General features: G+C 71.5%; 12 protein-coding genes and 1 pseudogene. 3 read left to right on the top strand and 10 right to left on the bottom strand.

What is annotated here, in order from left to right:
- Window positions 1-16: 16 nt before the first annotated feature.
- From MMA15_RS00130 to MMA15_RS00120, 3 genes are all read right to left on the bottom strand, one after another.
- Window positions 17-475: an SRPBCC family protein gene (locus MMA15_RS00130; RefSeq protein ID WP_277399971.1), complete on the bottom strand. Its 459-nt coding sequence runs from the start codon at window positions 473-475 to the stop codon at window positions 17-19.
- Window positions 472-2,841 carry a thiamine pyrophosphate-binding protein gene (locus MMA15_RS00125; RefSeq protein WP_241056891.1) on the bottom strand — a complete coding sequence of 790 codons (2,370 nt, stop codon included), beginning with the start codon at window positions 2,839-2,841 and terminating at the stop codon, window positions 472-474. The genes MMA15_RS00130 and MMA15_RS00125 overlap by 4 nt, the downstream gene beginning before the upstream one ends.
- 1,655 nt (window positions 2,842-4,496) lie before the next feature.
- Window positions 4,497-4,877 carry an ArsC/Spx/MgsR family protein gene (locus MMA15_RS00120; RefSeq protein WP_241056890.1) on the bottom strand — a complete coding sequence of 127 codons (381 nt, stop codon included), beginning with the start codon at window positions 4,875-4,877 and terminating at the stop codon, window positions 4,497-4,499.
- Window positions 4,878-5,015: 138 nt separating this feature from the next.
- Here MMA15_RS00120 and MMA15_RS00115 point away from each other — a divergent pair, with 138 nt between their 5' ends.
- Window positions 5,016-5,447 carry a protein-tyrosine phosphatase family protein gene (locus MMA15_RS00115; RefSeq protein WP_241056885.1) on the top strand — a complete coding sequence of 144 codons (432 nt, stop codon included), beginning with the start codon at window positions 5,016-5,018 and terminating at the stop codon, window positions 5,445-5,447.
- 135 nt (window positions 5,448-5,582) lie between these two features.
- On the opposite strand, the gene MMA15_RS27715 is transcribed toward MMA15_RS00115, so the two are convergent.
- The 7 genes and pseudogenes from MMA15_RS27715 to MMA15_RS00090 form a co-directional block, all read right to left on the bottom strand.
- The gene (locus MMA15_RS27715; protein ID WP_308290480.1) at window positions 5,583-5,981 is read right to left on the bottom strand and encodes an SDR family NAD(P)-dependent oxidoreductase; all 399 of its coding nucleotides are present in this window, start codon (window positions 5,979-5,981) and stop codon (window positions 5,583-5,585) included.
- 20 nt (window positions 5,982-6,001) lie between these two features.
- Window positions 6,002-6,370: an SDR family NAD(P)-dependent oxidoreductase gene (locus tag MMA15_RS27710; protein ID WP_308290479.1), complete on the bottom strand. Its 369-nt coding sequence runs from the start codon at window positions 6,368-6,370 to the stop codon at window positions 6,002-6,004.
- A gap of 191 nt (window positions 6,371-6,561) precedes the next feature.
- Window positions 6,562-7,563, bottom strand: a complete 1,002-nt coding sequence (locus tag MMA15_RS00105) for a LacI family DNA-binding transcriptional regulator (RefSeq protein WP_241056884.1) — start codon at window positions 7,561-7,563, stop codon at window positions 6,562-6,564.
- A 406-nt stretch (window positions 7,564-7,969) separates the two neighbouring features.
- Entirely contained in the window at window positions 7,970-8,641 is a 672-nt protein-coding gene (locus tag MMA15_RS00100; protein ID WP_241056883.1) for a dienelactone hydrolase family protein, read from the bottom strand.
- A gap of 310 nt (window positions 8,642-8,951) precedes the next feature.
- Complete coding sequence (locus MMA15_RS00095) at window positions 8,952-10,766, bottom strand: family 43 glycosylhydrolase (RefSeq protein ID WP_241056889.1); 1,815 nt, start codon at window positions 10,764-10,766, stop codon at window positions 8,952-8,954.
- A 298-nt stretch (window positions 10,767-11,064) separates the two neighbouring features.
- A complete protein-coding gene (locus MMA15_RS28675; RefSeq protein WP_484600488.1) occupies window positions 11,065-11,142 on the bottom strand; it encodes a 50S ribosomal protein bL37 in 78 nt (25 codons plus the stop codon).
- A gap of 1,482 nt (window positions 11,143-12,624) precedes the next feature.
- Window positions 12,625-14,006: pseudogene (locus tag MMA15_RS00090) on the bottom strand (FAD-binding oxidoreductase).
- A gap of 642 nt (window positions 14,007-14,648) precedes the next feature.
- Between MMA15_RS00090 and MMA15_RS00085 the strand changes: the two are divergent.
- A complete protein-coding gene (locus tag MMA15_RS00085; RefSeq protein ID WP_241056888.1) occupies window positions 14,649-15,194 on the top strand; it encodes a hypothetical protein in 546 nt (181 codons plus the stop codon).
- A gap of 417 nt (window positions 15,195-15,611) precedes the next feature.
- A partial coding sequence (locus MMA15_RS00080) for a DnaB-like helicase C-terminal domain-containing protein (protein ID WP_241056887.1) occupies window positions 15,612-16,632 on the top strand: 1,021 nt, incomplete at its 3' end.

Raw genomic sequence — 16,632 nt, 5'->3', positions numbered from 1 at the left:
CCTCGGCGTACGAGCGTTAACCGTGGCTTTCCAGTAGGCCGGCCAGCCGCCGCAGTGCACGGGTATTGGCGCGCCGCAGCAGCCATCTCGTTACGGGAGCCGCCAGTCGCTCGCTCGCGGGTGCGGTCCGCCAGGCGTACTCGAAGAAGACCCGCGTACCGCTGCCGGCAAGCTCCTGAAGAAGGTAGGTGCCGTGGGCGACCCGGCGTCCGCCCGCGCCGGTGTTGCGTTCCACGATCTTCAACGGGCGCTTCGCCTCCACGACTTCGATCGCGACACCCTCACGGCGTCCGGCGACGACCGCCGTAACCTGCGCCTTCGCGCCGACACCGCGCGACGGGCCAGAGCACTCCCATTCGCGCAGCATGTGATCGGTGAACTCCTCGTGGGCGGCGAGGACATCGAGAAAGTCGTAGACCTCCTCCCGGGGCCGGTCCACGTCCACATGCACAACGACGGGTCGCACGCGGCTCATCGTAGACCGGTCCCCAGATCCAGCGCCGCCGCGACGATGCCGTCGCTGTCGATGCCGTGGTACCGGTAGACCTCCTCCGGACTGCCGCTCTGCCCGAAGCCCGTCACGCCCAGCGCCCGGCAGGCCATCCCGTTGACGCCGGCGAGGAACGCGAGCGTGTGCGGGTGCCCGTCGAGGACGGTCACCAGAGGACGGGCTCGCTCCCGGGGGAAGGTCTGGTCGAGGATCCAGTCCGGGCCGTCCTGAAGCCCCTGTCGCGCCTGCACGGCACGGAAGAGCAGGTCGGGGCTCGTGACGCAGACGACATCCGCGCCGACCCCGAGCTGGTCGAGGCGGTCGGCGGCGGCCAGTGCTTCCGTCACCATCGCTCCGGTGACGGCGATCGTCAGCGCCGGATCGTGGTGCCGGCGCAGCAGATAGCCGCCGGCCACGGACTGCTTGCGCCGCCGTTCACGTGCCGCCGAGTCGGCCGGTACATGCGCGAGGGCCTGATCGACGGCTCGCGTCGACAGCCGCAGATACGCCGAACTGCCGCCGGGTCTGCCGAGGTTGGCCAGCGCGGCCAGCAGGCACCACTCCACGTCGAGAGCGAACGCAGGCTCGTAGGAGGTGCATCCCGGCTGCTCCAGGCCGATCGAGGGTGTGATCACCGACTGGTGGGCGCCGCCCTCCGGCGCGAGACTCACCCCGGACGGCGTCCCCACCAGGATCGACTGGCCGCCCGCGTACATCCCGAACGACCACGGCTCCAGCGCCCGGCCGACGAACGGGTCGTAGACCACGCCGATCGGCAGCAGCGGAGTGCCCCACCGGCTCCACGTCGCGCCCAACTCGCCCAGAAGCCCGACCAGGTTGGTCTCCGCGATGCCGAGTTCGATGTGCTGCCCGCCCGGCTGCTCACGCCAGTGCAGGATCGTCTCCGCGTCGTCGGCGAACCAGTCCCGGCGCTGGGTGGGGGACCAGGTGCCGACCTTGTTCAGCCAGCCGCCGAGGTTCGTCGTGGACGCCACATCCGGGCAGACCGTCACCACATGCCGGGCCGCCTGCGGAGCCTGCCGCGTCAGGTCCAACAGCGCTCTGCCGAGGGCCTGTTGAGTCGAGCCCTTCCCCGACGGGGTACGGCCGAAGTCCTCCGGCAGCGACGGCGGCTGCTGCGGCCGCCGATCCTCCCGGCGCAGCCTCGCCGCCGTACGCTCACACAGCACCGCCTCCGCGCTGCCCTCGGGGAACCGCGCCCACGGATCCGCCGGATCGGCGCCCACCCGCTCCGCGAGCTGCTGCATCTGCTCACCCGTCAGCAGCGCCGAGTGATTCTGCGGATGGCCCGCCGTGGGCAGCCCGTGCCCCTTGACCGTGTAGGCGAACACGACGGTCGGCCGCGTGTCGTCGATACGCGCGAAGGCATCCGTCAACGCCCCCAGGTCGTGCCCGCCGAGGTTGCGCAGCACGGCGACGACCGCCCTGTCGTCGAGCTGCGACAGCAGCCCCGCGATCGTCTCCCGGCCGGGCCCCGAACCGGGCAGCCGCTCACGCAACTGATCCGCGGAGCAGCGCAACAGCCGCTGATACTCGGGGTTGGTCATCTCGTCGATACGGGCACGCAGCGCGTCACCGCCGGGCCTTGCGAACAACTCCCGCAGCAGACGCCCGTACTTGACGGTGATGACCTGCCATCCCGCGGCGGCGAACATCCCCTGGAGACGAGTCGCCGAGATGTTCGGCACGACCCGGTCCAACGACTGCCGATTGAAGTCCACGACCCACACGACCTCGCCCAGATCGGCCACCGCCGGGTCGAGCACCGCCTCCCAGCAGGCGCCCTCGTCCAACTCGGCGTCCCCCAGCAGCGCGTACTGGCGGCCCGAACCCCCGCCGCCGAAACGGGTGTTGACGAAGCGACGGGCCAGGGCGCCCCAGATCGGCGCGGTGGCGCCGATACCCACCGACCCCGTCGAGTAGTCCACCGGGTCCGGGTCCTTCTCACGGCTCGGATAGCTCTGCAGACCGCCGAAGCTGCGCAGCGTCGTCAGATACGACTCGTCCAGCTCGCCGAGGAGATAGTTGACGGCATGGAGCACGGGCGACGCGTGCGGCTTGACCGACACCCGGTCCTCGCGGCCCAGTTGAGCGAACCACAGCGCCGTCATGATCGACGTCATCGAGGCACTGGACGCCTGGTGCCCGCCCACCTTCAGCCCCGACGGATTCGGGCGGACACGGTTGGCATGGTCGATCACCGACGTCGCCAGCCACAGCACACGCCGCTCGACGGCCGCGAGCGTCTCCAGATCCAGCGAGCCGCCGGGACACGTCCCGGCACCGCCGCCCGCCGAGGCCGCGCCTGTCACGTCGTCCGTAGTCCTCATGCCGCCCGTCCGAAGCATCGAAGTCAGCAGATTGCACCGACATGACAGCAGGACCACGACGACCGCACAATCACGGCGCAGTCCGCTGAGCAAACTGCTCAGTATCCGGACTCTCCGAGACTGCGAGGTTGAGCATTGTGACGGGCGAGGAGCCCTTCGACGTCCTCGACGCGGAACTGCTGCTCGCCTCACCGACGAGCCCCAGCCCCGCGCGCGTCCTCGCCCTGGCCGAGCGCCTCGGCCTCCCCGCAACACCGTCCTTCCGCTGCGGTCTGTCGTGCCGCGTGGGGGGCTGTGGGGGTGTGCCGGGTTTGTGTTTGGGGGTGGGTGATGAGTTTTGTGGGGTGTATTGGTCTGTTGAGGGGTGCGTGCGTGTTGTGTGTGTTTTTGAGAGGGGATTGTTGTGGACCAGTCGTCTGGTGTGTCGTCTGCGGGCGCCGCTCCTGTCCGTGGGCCGGCCCGGTTTCCTTCGGTGCGTGGCGGGCGTGGCGGGCATATCGTGGCTGCGGGGCTCAACGGCTGTCATGGCGCTGCTGGTTGAGCAGACCCGGGGGGGGGGTCGGCCGGTGACGTCCGGACCTCCTCGGTCGAGTGCCGGCTTTCGCCGGTTCCGGTGGGCGGCCTGCCGCATCTGTTCCTGTCGTCTGTGGTGTTGGTTGGGGGCTGGGATCGCAGGGGGCGGGCCGTCGTCCGTCATAGCGTTAACGGCCGTCATGACGCTGCTGGTTGAGCGGCCCGGGGTGGTTTCGGCCGGTGACGTCCGGACGGTCTGGGGTGGGGTGGCGGCTTTCGCCGGTTCCGGTGAGCGGCCTGCCGCACCTGTTCCCGTCGTCTGCGGTGATGGTCGGGGGCTGGGATCGCAGGGGGCGGGCCGTCGTCCGTCATAGCGTCAACGGCCGTCATGACGCTGCTGGTTGAGCAGACCCGGGGGGGGTCGGCCGGTGACGTCCGGACGGTCCGGGGTGGGGTGGCGGCTTTCGCTGTTTCTGGTGGGTGGCCTGCGGCATCTGTTCTCGTCGTCCGCGGTGATGTTGGTTGGGTGCTGGGAGCAGGTGCTGGCTTCGCCGGTGCCGCGCTTCGTGGGACTGCTGCGGGGCCTCAACAGCCGTAAAAGCGCTGCTGGTTGAGCAGACCCGGGGGTCGGCCGGTGACGGCCGGACCGTCTCGGTCGAGTACGGACGTCACCGATTCCGGTGACGGTGTGCCGCATCTGTTGTCGTTGTGTGCGGTGTTGGTCGGGTGCTGGGAGCAGGGGGTGGGCCGCTGGTGCCGTGCTTTGTGGGGCTGGGATCGCAGGGGGCGGGCCGTCGTCCGTCATAGCGTCAACGTCGGTTATGGCGCTGCTGGTTGAGCGGCTCGGGGTGGTTTCGGCCGGTGACGTCCGGACGGTCTGGGGTGGGGTGGCGGCTTTCGCCGGTTCCGGTGAGTGGTGTGTCGCATCTGTTGTTGTTGTGTGCGGTGTTGGTGGGGTGCTGGGGTCGCAGGGGTGGGCCGCCGCCGGTCATAGCGTCAACGGCCGTCGCAGCGTCAACGTCGGTCATGGTGCTGCTGGTTGAGCGGCCCCCCGGGGGTTTCTGTATCTGTCGGGTGCTTGTCTGGGGGTTCTGTATCGGTTGGGTGCTTGTCCGCGTCTGTTGGGTGTTTGTGTGGGGGTTTTAGTTGGGTGTTTGTGGTGTGTCGTGTTGGAGTGCGGTTTTCACTGTTTGTGGTGTGCGGGCTATGACGGTGGTTCCGTCGTGGGCGGTGATGATGGGGCGTTGGATGAGGGTGGGGTGGGCGGCGAGTGTTTCGATCCAGCGTGTGCGGTTGTCTGGGGTGCGTGGCCAGGAGGCGAGGTCGAGGTCTGTGGCGGCGGGTTCGTGGGTGCGGGTGATGTCCCAGGGTTCCAGTTCCAGTCGTGTGAGGACGTCTTCCAGTTCGGTGGTGGTGGGGGGGTGTTCGAGATAGCGCCGTACGGTGTAGTGGGCGCCTTCCGCGTCCAGCAGTGACAGTGCGGAACGGCATTTGGAACAGTGGGGGTTGATCCAGATCTCCATGTTCTTCTCCGGTCCCTTCCTCGGCTGGTGCGCCCATCATCCCTTTTTGCTCATCCCTTTTTGCTCATTCCTGTTGTGGCTGCGCGGGCCGCTTCAGGCCGGGGGCTGCGTCCCGCCTGGGGGTCTAGCCTGGGCCCTGTGAGCGGTACTTGGGATCCGGCGGGAGGCGGGGTGGTGCGTCTTCCCTCGGGGCGTCTGTTGCGTGGACGGGCGCTGCGCCGTCCGTTGCCGCCGGGGCCTGTCCCGGCGTTTTCGGTGTTCTTGCTGGGCAAGGAGCCGTCTCATGTGCCGTGGGATTTCTGCTGGTTGCGCTGGCCCGATTTCCGGCTGCCCGTGAGCCGTCCTCAGGCGTTGGCGGTGTTGAGTGAGGCGTGGTCGCGGGCCGGGGCGGAGCGGGTGGAGGTCGCGTGCGGTGGGGGCCGGGGTCGTACCGGTACCGCGCTGGCGTGTCTGGCTGTCCTCGACGGTGTCCCGGCGGCCGAGGCCGTGGCCTTTGTGCGGCGCCATTACGATCCCCGTGCGGTGGAGACGCCCTGGCAGCGCCGCTACGTTCTGCGTTTCACGGAGTGAGCGTTCTGCGTTTCCTCGCGTGAGCCCGCCTCTTCGCGTGAGCCCGCCTCTTCGCGTGAGCCCGCCTCTTCGCGTGAGCGCGTTTCCTCGTGTGAGCGCGCTTCGTTGTGTGCGCGTCGTGCGGGGAGGGGCTTGTCAGGTGTTGGTGGTCTGCAGCGGTTCGGGGTCGTGGCCGAGGATGGTTCGTCCGCCGTCGACGGGCAGGGTGACGCCGGTGATGTAGGCGGCCTCGGTGGAGAGCAGGTGCGTCACGGCTGCGGCGACTTCTTCGGGGAGGCCGGTCCTGCCGAGTGGGTGCAGTGCCCGCATCCCGGCTTCTACGGCCTGCGCTGTGTGGGGTTCCTGGGCGGCGAGGAGTGATGTGTAGCGCTCGGTCGCGATCGATCCGGGTGCTACGGCGTTGACCCTGATGCCGCGGGGTCCGTATTCGACGGCGAGTGCCCGTGTCAGTCCTTCGACGGCCGCCTTCGCGGTGGCGTACGGGGCGCATCCCGGTACGGGCCGACGGGCTTGGTGCGAGGTGATGTTGACGATCGCCCCGGGCGAGTCGGCCTTCAGGAACCGGCGTAGGGCGGTGGCGCATCCCGTGACGGCGGGACCATGACGGCCTCGATCAGTTCGATGACCGCCGGGGTGGGGGAGATGCCGGGTGACGCGTCGCGGAAGACGGCGGCGTTGTTGACCCAGCCGTCCAGCACGCCGGCTGATTCGGCGAGGTCCGCCGCGTGCTCCGCCACGGCCTCTTCGCGGGCGTCGCCGGTGACGGCCGAGGCGCGAGCGGCGTGCGCAGGGTGCTCCAGCCACTCCACCGCCTCCGGGTCGGCCTCGATCACCACCACGAAGTGGCCTTCGGCGAGCAGCCGTTCGGCCACGGCCCGTCCGATGCCGCGGCCTCCTCCTGTCACCACGTGGCTGCTGCGCACGGCGTCTCCGTTCTTCCAGGCCGATGGGTCACCGGCAGCCTCACGCCCCCCTCCCGCCCTGTCAACAGCATTCGTCGAAGCACTTCGACACTCCGGGTCGGTTGCCGGTCGCGGGTTGCCGGTGGTCCGGTGGTCCGGTGGTCCGGTGGTCCGGTGGTCGGTGGTTCTGTGTCCGGCTTCCGCGTGGCTTTTCAGGTGGAGTGCCGGGGGAGGAGTTCCAGTTTGAGGGTGGTCTCCCGTGTGGCCGTGGGGCCGTGGGTGATGCGCTGGATCAGCAGGTCGGCTGCGGTGTGGCCGGATTCTTCCAGGGGTTGCCGGACGGTGGTGAGTTCCAGTGCACGGGCCAGTTCGCTGTCGTCGAATCCGGCCAGTGCGAGGTCGCCGGGGACGGCCAGTCCCAGTGAACCGGCCGCGCGCAGGGCCCCGGCGGCGAGTGTGTCGTCTGCGGCGAACAGTGCCCGCGGCCGGTCCGGGCTGGCCAGCAGTTCTTTCGCTGCTTTGGTGGCCTGTTCCAGTCCGTGGGGGGTGTGGCGCACGCGCTCTGCTTCAAGTCGGTGGCCCGCGCTGGCCAGTGCGGTACGGAATCCGGCCAGGCGGCGCTGTCCCGGCGACTGGTACGCCTGCGACATCTGTTCCTCGCCGAGGAAGCCGAAGCTGTGGTAGCCGCGTTCCAGCAGATGTTCGGCTACCAGCCGTCCGCCGTCGGCGTCGTCGGTGTGCACGGAGTCGAAGCCGTCCCGCCGCGCGTCGACCAGTACCGCGGGCAGCCGGGAGTCGGTGAGGCGGCGGGCGGCATGGTCCTCCAGCGGCAGGCTCATCACGATGAGTCCGTCGAGCCGGCCGGTCAGCGGCAGAGTCTCCAGCAGGGGTGAGGCGGAATGTGCCGCTGAGGCGTGGTCGAAGACGACGACTTCCAGCGGCCCGTCGCCCACCGCTTTCAGTACACCGCTCAGCCGCCGTGCCACCGAGGGGTAGGAGGTGTAGGGGGCGAGCACGCCGATCCGCCCGACTCCCTTGCGGGCCTTGGCGACGGCCTCCGTCTTGGGTGTGTAGCCGAGTGCGTCCGCGGCCTTCAGCACGCGCTGCCGTGTGCGCTCGCTGACCCGGGCTGGGGTGTTGAGCGCGAGTGAGACGGTGGAGATGCTCACTCCGGCTTGGGAGGCGACGTCGTAGATGGTGATCCGGCGCGGCAACTGGCTTCAGTTCTCCTCGGCCTGGCCGCTGCTCGGCCCCCGGTAGGGGTAGGTGATGCCCGCATCGTACCGGGGTGCCCGGCGCGCGAAGGACGTGTTCCTGGCGGTCTGTTCGGCGGGGGGAGGGCGTGTGCTCTGCGGCCTGTCCGGCCCCGGGGAGGGGCGGGGGCTGCTGCGCGTCGAACGCTTCCCGGCCGGGTGTCGTGAGGGGTCGCTGTCCCGCGTCGGCCGGTCTGGGGACAGGGCTTTCGCGCCGGGTTTCCCCTGGCCGCGGCGCTTCGGCGTCCCGGCGTAGCCGGCGGTTTCCCGCTCGTGGGCCGTTCGCTCGTGGGTCGTGGGTCGTTCGGTGGTGCCGGTGTGGGCGGGGGACGGCGGGCGGGTGCCGGGGGGCTGGGTGTGGTGGGGGTCAGGGCAGGTGGTGGCCTTCGGCGTGTGCTTCGGCGGTGTTGAGGAACCATTCGCGTGCTGCGGCGGCGACCTGTTCCAGGGCGCCGGGTTCTTCGAAGAGGTGTGTTGCTCCGGGGATGACCTGGAGCTGGTGGTCCGCGGGCAGGAGCTGGGCGGCTTCCTGGTTCAGTTCCAGTACCTGGGGGTCGCGTCCGCCGACGAGGAGCAGTACGGGGACTTCTACCTGTTTGAGGGCGTCGCCGGCGAGGTCGGGGCGGCCTCCGCGGGAGACGACGGAGACGACCGGTCCGGCCTGGGCTGCGGCGACGAGGGCGGCTGCTGCGCCGGTGCTGGCTCCGAAGAGGTGCACGGGCACGCCGTGGGTCACGGGGTATTTGCTCAGCCACTCGATGGCGGTGGCCGTCCGTTCGCTGAGCAGGGCGATGTCGAAGCGGTGCTGCCCGGTCGCCGCGTCGGTCTTCTCCTCGTCCTCGCTGAGGAGGTCGATCAGCAGGGTGCCCCATCCGTGGCGTTGTAGTTCGGCGGCGACGGCGCGGTTGCGCGGGCTGTGCCGGGAGCTGCCGCTTCCGTGGACGAACAGCACCATCCCGCGCGGGGAGGGCGGCATGTCGAGGTCCCCGGGGAGGTCGACGTTGCCGGGCACCGCCACCGAGATCTGCTCCGAGATCATCAGCGTTCTCCCCTTTCCGGCTTGTGGTTGCTGCCTTCCGGGGTAGCCGCCGCGCGGCCGGGTCATGCCCGGCGTGATGCGTCGCGCAGCGCAGGACCTGGTGCACGGCTGGGCAGAAGCGGGCTCGGGGGTCTGCGGCACCCGGGCCCGCTCTGCCGCCGGGTCATGCCTCGCGTGGTGCCGGCCCGGCGCGCGGCCCGCCTGGAGCCGCCCGGTACCCGTGCTCCGTCCTGCCCGTCTCCTGCTCGCCCGCTGCCCGGGTTCTGCTCGCCTGCTGCCCGCTGTCCGGGTTCTGTTTGCTGTGGTGCTGTCAGTGCCGGTAGAGGCGGTAGTAGTCGAATTTCGCCGTGGCTCCGTCGCCGCCGAGGGATACGAGTCCGTAGCGCAGCCGGTGTTTTCCGGGGATGGTCCATGTGCCGCCGGCGGTCCACTGTGTTCCGTCGCGGCTGGTGAGGGCCTGCACGTGGTGTTCCCCGTGAGAGGTGGTGTGCCGCAGCCGCAGCCATGTGGTCCGTGCGGGAGGGCCGACCGAGGCCGAGCCGTAGGCGATGTCTCCGGCATACGGCTGCTCCTTGCCGTATTCGGTCTGCCGGGTGTTCCAGATGGCGGTGTGCGCGAGGCGCAGGTACCGGTCGTCGTAGGCGTAGGCGACCAGTCCGGCCTGCTGGTAGTTGCGTACGGTCTCCACGCCGAGGTCGATGCTGAGTTTCGTCTCGACGGTGAAGTCGCCCCGCGGCGCCTGACGCAGCATGACGGACGCGGTGTTGGTCTTCTTGTGCAGCTCCGCGTCCTGGGTCCGCCACACGTACTGCCCGTCCCTCACGCTTCCCGCCGGGTGACGTACCCACTGCCATCCGGGGCGGGGCCGTTCACCGTCGAACTCGTCGCTGCGGGCGGGGTCGAGGGATCCGGGATCGCCGGGCGGCCGGCTGTCCCCGCCGGCAGGGACGGCCGGCCGCTTCTGCGCTTTCGTGCGGGGAGAGGTCACCGGTGCGGGCTGCCGCCCGGCCGAGGCGCCCTTCCCGCCTCGCACCACCGGCCATCCGTTCTTCCAGTCGAGCCGGTCGATGAGCATGGGGCGCCGGTTGATGCCGTAGGGCTTGTCGAGGTACGGGTTCGAGCGGTCGATGGCGTGGTAGAGCATCCAGTCCTGCCCGGCGAGGTCGGTGACGACCGCGTTGTGGCCGGTTCCCACCCACCGGTTGCCGTTGGGGGTCAGCGTGATGGAGCCTCCGGTGCGCGACGCGGTCAGCGGTACGCCGTCGCGGTCGGTGAAGGGGCCGCGGACGGAGCGGGAGCGGCCTGCGAACACCGAGTAACCCGTGGTCGGCCCGGCGCAGCAGTCGCCGGAGGAGGCGAAGAGGTACCACCAGCCGCCGCGGCGGATCACATACGCGCCTTCGAAGCGGTTGTCGGTGGCGACCAGGGTGGGGCGGCCCGCCCGCCGGGTGCCGTCGGGGGAGAGCGCGGTGACTTCGATGCCGCCGTTGTAGGAGCCGTAGTAGAGGTAGCGGCGGCCGTCGGTGTCGGTGACGTGGGCGGGGTCGAAGGTCCATTTGAAGCCGTTGTCGCCGCGGCGGGGCGGCACGACCGGTTCGCCGTGGGTCTTCCACGGTCCGGCGGGGCTGGAGGCGGTGGCGACGCCGATGGCGCTGTCGTCCTTCTCGTCGGTGGCGTCGGTCTGCGTGACCACGAAGTACAGCCAGTAGCGGCCGTCGTGGTAGGTGATGTCGGGGGCCCAGTAGGCGGCGTCTTCCGCGGCCCAGCCGGGCGCGTTGTCCTTGCCGAGCGCGTCGGTGACGTACTTCCACTCCACCAGGTCGCGGGAGCGGGCGACGGGAAGCGAGTGGGGTTTCCCGCCGCTGCGCAGGGGGTCGGTGGTGCCGAACGCGTACCAGTAGCCGTCTTTTCCGCGGACGACGGCGGGGTCGGCGAAGGTGTCGGCGAAGCCGCGGGAGACGGGGTTGACGTAGGTCTTCCCCGAAGCCGGGCTCTCAGAAGCCGGGTTCCGGGAGTCGGCGGAGGCGAACGTGCCGTAGGCCCCGGGCGCGGCGGCGAGGACGGCGAGCAGGGCCGATCCTGCGACGGCGGTGCGGATCCGGGATCCGGCGGTGGTTGCGGTCACGTACGTGTCCCCTCCCTGGGCGCTGACGGCGGCAGAGCATGTGTACTGCGCCCGCTACAACGTTGTAAAGGAGGGGGGTGCTGTTCGTTGCCCTGTTGACAAACGCCGCCCGGGGCGAGGTCGCCGACCGGACGCCGGAGGAGCCGGGAGTGCTGGGGGTGCTGGGGATGTCGGGGGTGCCGGAGGTTCTGGGTGCGGGGCAGCCGCCCGCCCCCGGGGCGCCCGGGGTAGGGGCGGCGGGGGCGGGCGGCTGCCGGGTGCGGCGTGCGCCGGTGGGGTGCGGGTGTGCGGTGGTGGTTCAGGTCTGGGGCTTGCGGCCGTGGTTGGCCGCGTTCTTACGGCGTGCCTTCTTCTTACGGCGGCGCTTCGACGACATGTCGACTCCTCTGCAAGGGGGTTGGTTTCTTTTCCTGGTGGTTGCCCTGGTAGGCTGCTGCGGGCGTGCGCACGGGGCGCGGCCTGCCCGGGGGCAGCGGCTCGGCGCATCGCCCATGGTGGCAGTGATCGCGTAGGCGGGGCTAACCGCGGTCGCCCGGCGCCGGGGTCTCTGGCGCCGGGGGTCGGCGGCCGGTGAAGGCGCCGGTGTGGGCGGTGTGTTGACGTCGCGTAGACGGCGCGATCGCGCCCGCGTCACAGGGGGCGAGGCGGCGGTAGCCGGTCGCGGCATGGGCGTCGGCCGGGAGGTCCTTTCCCGGGGCGGGGCCGTAGGGAGGGCCGGGCCCGGCGGCTGGTTGCGGGCCGGGGGTGGGGAACGGGCTGTCGTGGCGGGGGAGTTGTGCCGGGTGCGCGGGGGCCGGGGCGGTGGTGGTTCCGGCGGCAGCGCGCGGGCGGGGCTGGCGGCGGATGCCGGTGCTCACTGATCGCTCGCACCGGCCACGTGCTGTACGGGCGCGAGGCGTTTCGCCGGACCACCCGCGCATTTTGGGCGGGCCCCGGGCCCCGGGCGCTGGGGTGTGGGGTCGTGCGGCGGCGCGGGGGCGTCGGGAGGTGAGTGAACTGGCGGAGAAGGGGCGGTTGTTGCTGTCTCAGGGGTGCGCCTGTCGGGCGGGCCGAAGTTCTGGCGTGCGGCGTACGGCACGCGTGGTGGGCGTAGAGCGTGGCCGCTGGTGATCGGGCGCTTCGCCGGGGTGGGGTGGGGTGTTGGCGGGACGGCGGTGAACCAGGCGGGCCGGTGCCCGGGGGCGCGTCGTGCGGGTGGTATGTGTGCCGGTCGGTGGGGGGCCGGTCTCGTCCCGGGAGAGCGGGAGAGTGTGGGGTGTGGGGGCTGTGGGGCCGGGCTTTGTGTTCATCGGGTCCGGGGGCGGGTGGTGGCCGAGTCCCCTTCACATCCCCGGCCCCAGGCACTCCGCTACCCGCCCGGCCGCCCCGCCCGACCGGACACCGGCCTGCGCCAAGTGCCCGCCTGGAGCCAGGACTTCGCCGGGCGCACGAAGGGGTGCGCCCGGGTGTTGTCCGCGGGGTTGTGCCGACGACGGAGGTCTCGTTGGGGGCGGGGGTGCCTGGTCTCGTCCGGTGGGGCAACGCTGCGGTGTCTGCGGGTGTGCGGCGTGCTCGCCGCCCGTAGCGGGCCGTGTGGGATCGGACGGCCTGCTGTTCGTCGCCGTACGGGGCGGGTGGGGGCCGGTAGTTCGGGACGGTTGCTGAGGTGCTGCCTCACCGGCCGAGACCGAGACCGAGACCGAGACCGCGGTCGAGGTCGAGGCCGGGACCGGCCCCGGGGGCGGGGCGGGATCGGTGTCCCGGGGCGGGGTGCGGGTGTGGGCCGGTGGTGCTGGGGGGTGGTGTTCTCGCCCCGGCGCCCGGGGCGTTGGCCTGCCCGCTGCCCGCTGCCCGCTGCCCGCTGCCTGGTGTGTGGGGGTCAGGGGGCGGGTTTGATGTTGTGGTTGAGGCGGAAGGTGTTGTCGGGGTCGTAGTGGGCCTTGATGCGGGCCAGGCGCTGGTAGTTGTGGCGGCCGAGGCCGGCGATGATGCGGTCTTCGCCTTCGTGGCCGATGAAGTTGAGGTAGACGGCGCCGCTTGCCCAGGGGGAGAGGTCCTCGCGCAGGCCGCGGGCCCATTGTTTGCCGCGGGTGTCGTCGGCGGGGTCGTTCCACAGTCCGAAGGGGTGGACGATCCAGGGGGCGTGCCGCCAGGGCAGGGGGTAGCGGTCGGCGTCGCGGGCGACCGCGCCGCCCTGGGGGAAGAGGACGTGCTGGGAGGGGAGGGGACGATCATGTCGTGGGCCCGTGCGCAGAACAGGTCGACGGCGTCGTCGGGGAAGGCGTCGAGGTGTTCCGCGGACCAGTAGTTGCGGTAGCCGGGCGGGTCGTCGAGCATGCTCTGCAGCTGCGCGTAGGGGAGTTGGGCGATCATCGCTCCGGCGTGGCCGAGCCGCAGCATCGGGGCCATGACCTCACGGGCCTGCGCCTCCTGCCCGGTGTAGGTGATCAGTACCGCGCACACCAGCTTCCCCACCAGCCCGCGGGGGACGAAGGGCTCCTCCCCGGCGGTCAGGTAGATCAGCCCGCCCCCGACCTGGTCCGGGGCGCCGGCGATGAACTCCCGGTAGGCGCGCGCCACTTCCCCACCCGACTCCGGCGGCCACACCAGCAGCGCGGCCGTCAGCGCGGGCAGCGGATGCAGCCGCAGCGTCAGCGAGGTGACCGGGCCGAAGTTGCCGCCGCCGCCGTGCAGCGCCCAGAACAGTTCGCTGTGGGTGTGCGGCGTGGCCCGTACGAGATCACCGCCGGCGGTGACGACCTCGGCCGCCAGCAGGTTGTCGCAGGCCAGGCCGAAGGCCCGCTCCAGCCACCCCGAACCCCCGCCGAGCACGAACCCGCCGACCCCCGTCGTCGAGACCCGCCCGCCCGTCGTGGCCAGCGCATACGGCTGGGTCGCACGGTCGAGATCGGCCATGGTGGCACCGCCGCCCACCCGCACCGCCCGCGCGTCCGGATTCACCGTGACGCCGTTCATCAGCCGCAGATCCACCACCACCCCGTCGGTCGTGGAATTCCCCGCCACGCTGTGCCCGCCGCCGCGCACCGCGATCTGCAGCCCCTCGGCACGCCCGTAGGCCACGGCCCGGGCCACCTCGGCCTCGTTACGGGGCAGAGCTATCAGCGCGGGCGAGCGGTCGATCATGGCGTTGAAGACATGCCGCCGCTCCTCATACGAGGGATCACCGGGAGTCAGCAGAACGCCGGTGAAACCCCTCCGCAGATCGTTGAGTGCGCTCTCATGCACCATCCGGGACGACATAGTGTCCCCTTCCGCGCAGCTTTTACCTACTTTCGACCGTAACGCCCGGAAGAAACGGAGCCGGAGGCGACGGCCGGGACACCGGAGGGTCTGGGAAGGGCTGGAAGGCTGGAGGGGACGCAGAGGTAACGGGCACAGGGAGAAGCAGCGGGAGCGGGAACGGGGGTGGCGGCGTCGGCCGGGAGGGTGCGCTCCGCGCCGTCGGGCCCGGCCCCCCGGGGGTGGGGAACGCGCAGACAGGAGCGCCCAGTTCGACACCCGGCCGAACCTCCCGGCCGAACCTCTCTGTGTCGCGCTGTCTCCATGTCCCGCCCACAGACGGGAAGTTGAGATGACGGCCGGGGGAAGGCGGTGCCAGCTTCGCTACGCCTGCGGCCCAACCCTGCGCGGGGGAGGGCCCGGTTCACGCTTTGGTGCCTCCTTTGGTGCCCCCTGGGGCGGCGGCGGCGACGGCGACGGCGCTGCCGTTGAAATGCCCGGGGCGAAACGCTGGCCGACGACCGGCGCGTGCGGACGACCGCCGCCCGCGGAGAGCCGGCACTCCCGCGGCCCGTGTCTCGGCGAGCGGGCGGGGGGTGAACCGGGTTCCGGCGGGAACCCGGATCGGGCCGAGGACCGCCACGAAGTGGGGACGAACGCGCGATGGCACGGCTACTCGTCGAAGACGACGACCTGATCGTCCGGCTGCCCTGGTGGGAGAAGGCCGCAGCGCGGCACGGCGACGTGCGGGTACCGCTCGCCGCGGTACGGCGCGTGAGGACCGAGCGTGACTGGTGGCGTGCTCTGCGCGGAGTCGCACGCCGCGGCGTGTGGATCTCGGGGGCGCTGTACGCCGGCACCCGCCGAGACCACGAGGAGGACGACTTCGTCGCCTTCCGGCCCGGCCGTCCCGTGGTGTGCGTCGAGGTGCGGCCCGGTACGCCGTGGAGGCTGCTCTCCGTCTCCGTGGCGGACCCCGAAGCCACAGCCCGGTGGCTCCGCAGGCGGGCCCCGGACCTCGACCCCCGCGGAGCCGGGCAAGAGCGCACAGGCCGGGGTGTGGGACTGGGTCACCGACCGCCTCACCCTGTGGCCGAGTCCCTAGAACCCCGCCAGGCACCGACCGCCGAACGACCTGCCGCCGAACGGTGCGGCCCCGGCGGCCGGCCGACGCGGCCGGGCCCGAACAGCCGCTCAGGAAGCGGATGACGCCGTCGGCGAACCCCAACAGGCATGGAAACACAGCCATCTGAGCCCACAGTGACAAACCGGTGCGGCACCGGCCCGCGGAGAAGCCCGGCCCGCATCGCGGCGGGAGCCGTCCGGCCCGGACGGTACTCCGCGTACTCCGCACAGCACCGTCCGCGCCGGTGCCTGTACGTGCCGGCTAACTGGGCTGTCAGGTCCGGCCGTTCGGCCCCTTCCGGAAACAAGACGGCAGGCGCCCGCGACCGGCACCTGCCGCCTCTTCCCCTTGGTGTCCGTCACCGCTCCTGACATGACGACGTCTCGTCATGTTGGTGAAAGCGCCTGTTCCGGCGCATAGTTGGGACACGTCTTGATAGGTTTGCTCTCACTGCTTACACATCAAGGTGTGAGGTCGAAACCGTGAGGAGGTGACCCCGCGTGCCCACACACGGCGTCGCCACAGGGCCGTACGGGACGGAGGCCGCTCGTAAGGCCCTGTTCCAACTGCTCGATGCCGGAAAGCCCGTGGTCATCACGCGGGAGTCCGGCGACACGGTCGTACGGGCCGTCCTGACACCGCTGAACGCCCTCACCGAACAGCAGCACGCCGTGCTGGAGTCCTGGCCCGCGCACGGACTCACCCAGGCCCGCCAGCAGTTGGGCAGCCTCGTCACCGCAGCCGCCGCCGGCGCTCCCCAGCGGCTGCGGAAGCGCACCCGCGACGTCGCCGTACTCCTCCCCGCCGACGTCCCCGCCGAGGCGACGGTCCCGGCGCCCACGCCCCCGTCGCCCGCCGAAACCGCAGCGACCAGGCCCGTCGACGAGGCGCCCGCCCCGCCCGCCGAGGCCGCACCGCCCCAGACCCCGCGGCCTGCTCGCCGGGCACGGACACTGACCGGACCCGCCGCGGTGCTGGAGAGCATCACCAGCACCGCCCGCGCCGCACTCTCCTACGGACTCGCCGCCCTCGACGACGCGACCGGCGGCGGACTCCTCCCGGGCCGCCTCGCCCTCATCGCCGCCGCACCCGGCGCCGGCGGCAGCCTCCTCGCCGCGAGCGCGGCCCGCGACACCGCCGTCGTCCACGGCCGCCCCGTCCTCTACGCCGCCTCCGGCCCCTCCGCCGCGGACGTCGTCGCCCGCATCACCGCCGCACACGCCGGCGCCGACTACCAACGACTGCGATCGGGCCTGCTGGACCCCCCGCCACACCTCGCCGCACGACTCGCCGAACCCCGCCAAGCCCCCCTGTACGTCGACGACGGAGACGACCTCGACACCGGCGCCATCGAGTCCACCCTCGCCGACGTCGACGGCCTGGCCCTCCTCGTCGTCGACCGCCTCCAAACCGCCGCGGACCCGGCCGTACCGCTGTCCGGCGACACCCTCCCCGCCGCGACCCGCGACCTGATGCGCCTCGCCCGCACCCACCACCTGCCGGTACTCGCCGTCGTCGACA

The organism is Streptomyces marispadix (genome assembly GCF_022524345.1).
In the GTDB taxonomy this organism is placed as follows: Bacteria; Actinomycetota; Actinomycetes; order Streptomycetales; family Streptomycetaceae; genus Streptomyces; species Streptomyces marispadix.
Note: the sequence above shows the minus strand (reverse complement) of the source record. Positions and strands in the feature narration are given on the sequence as shown.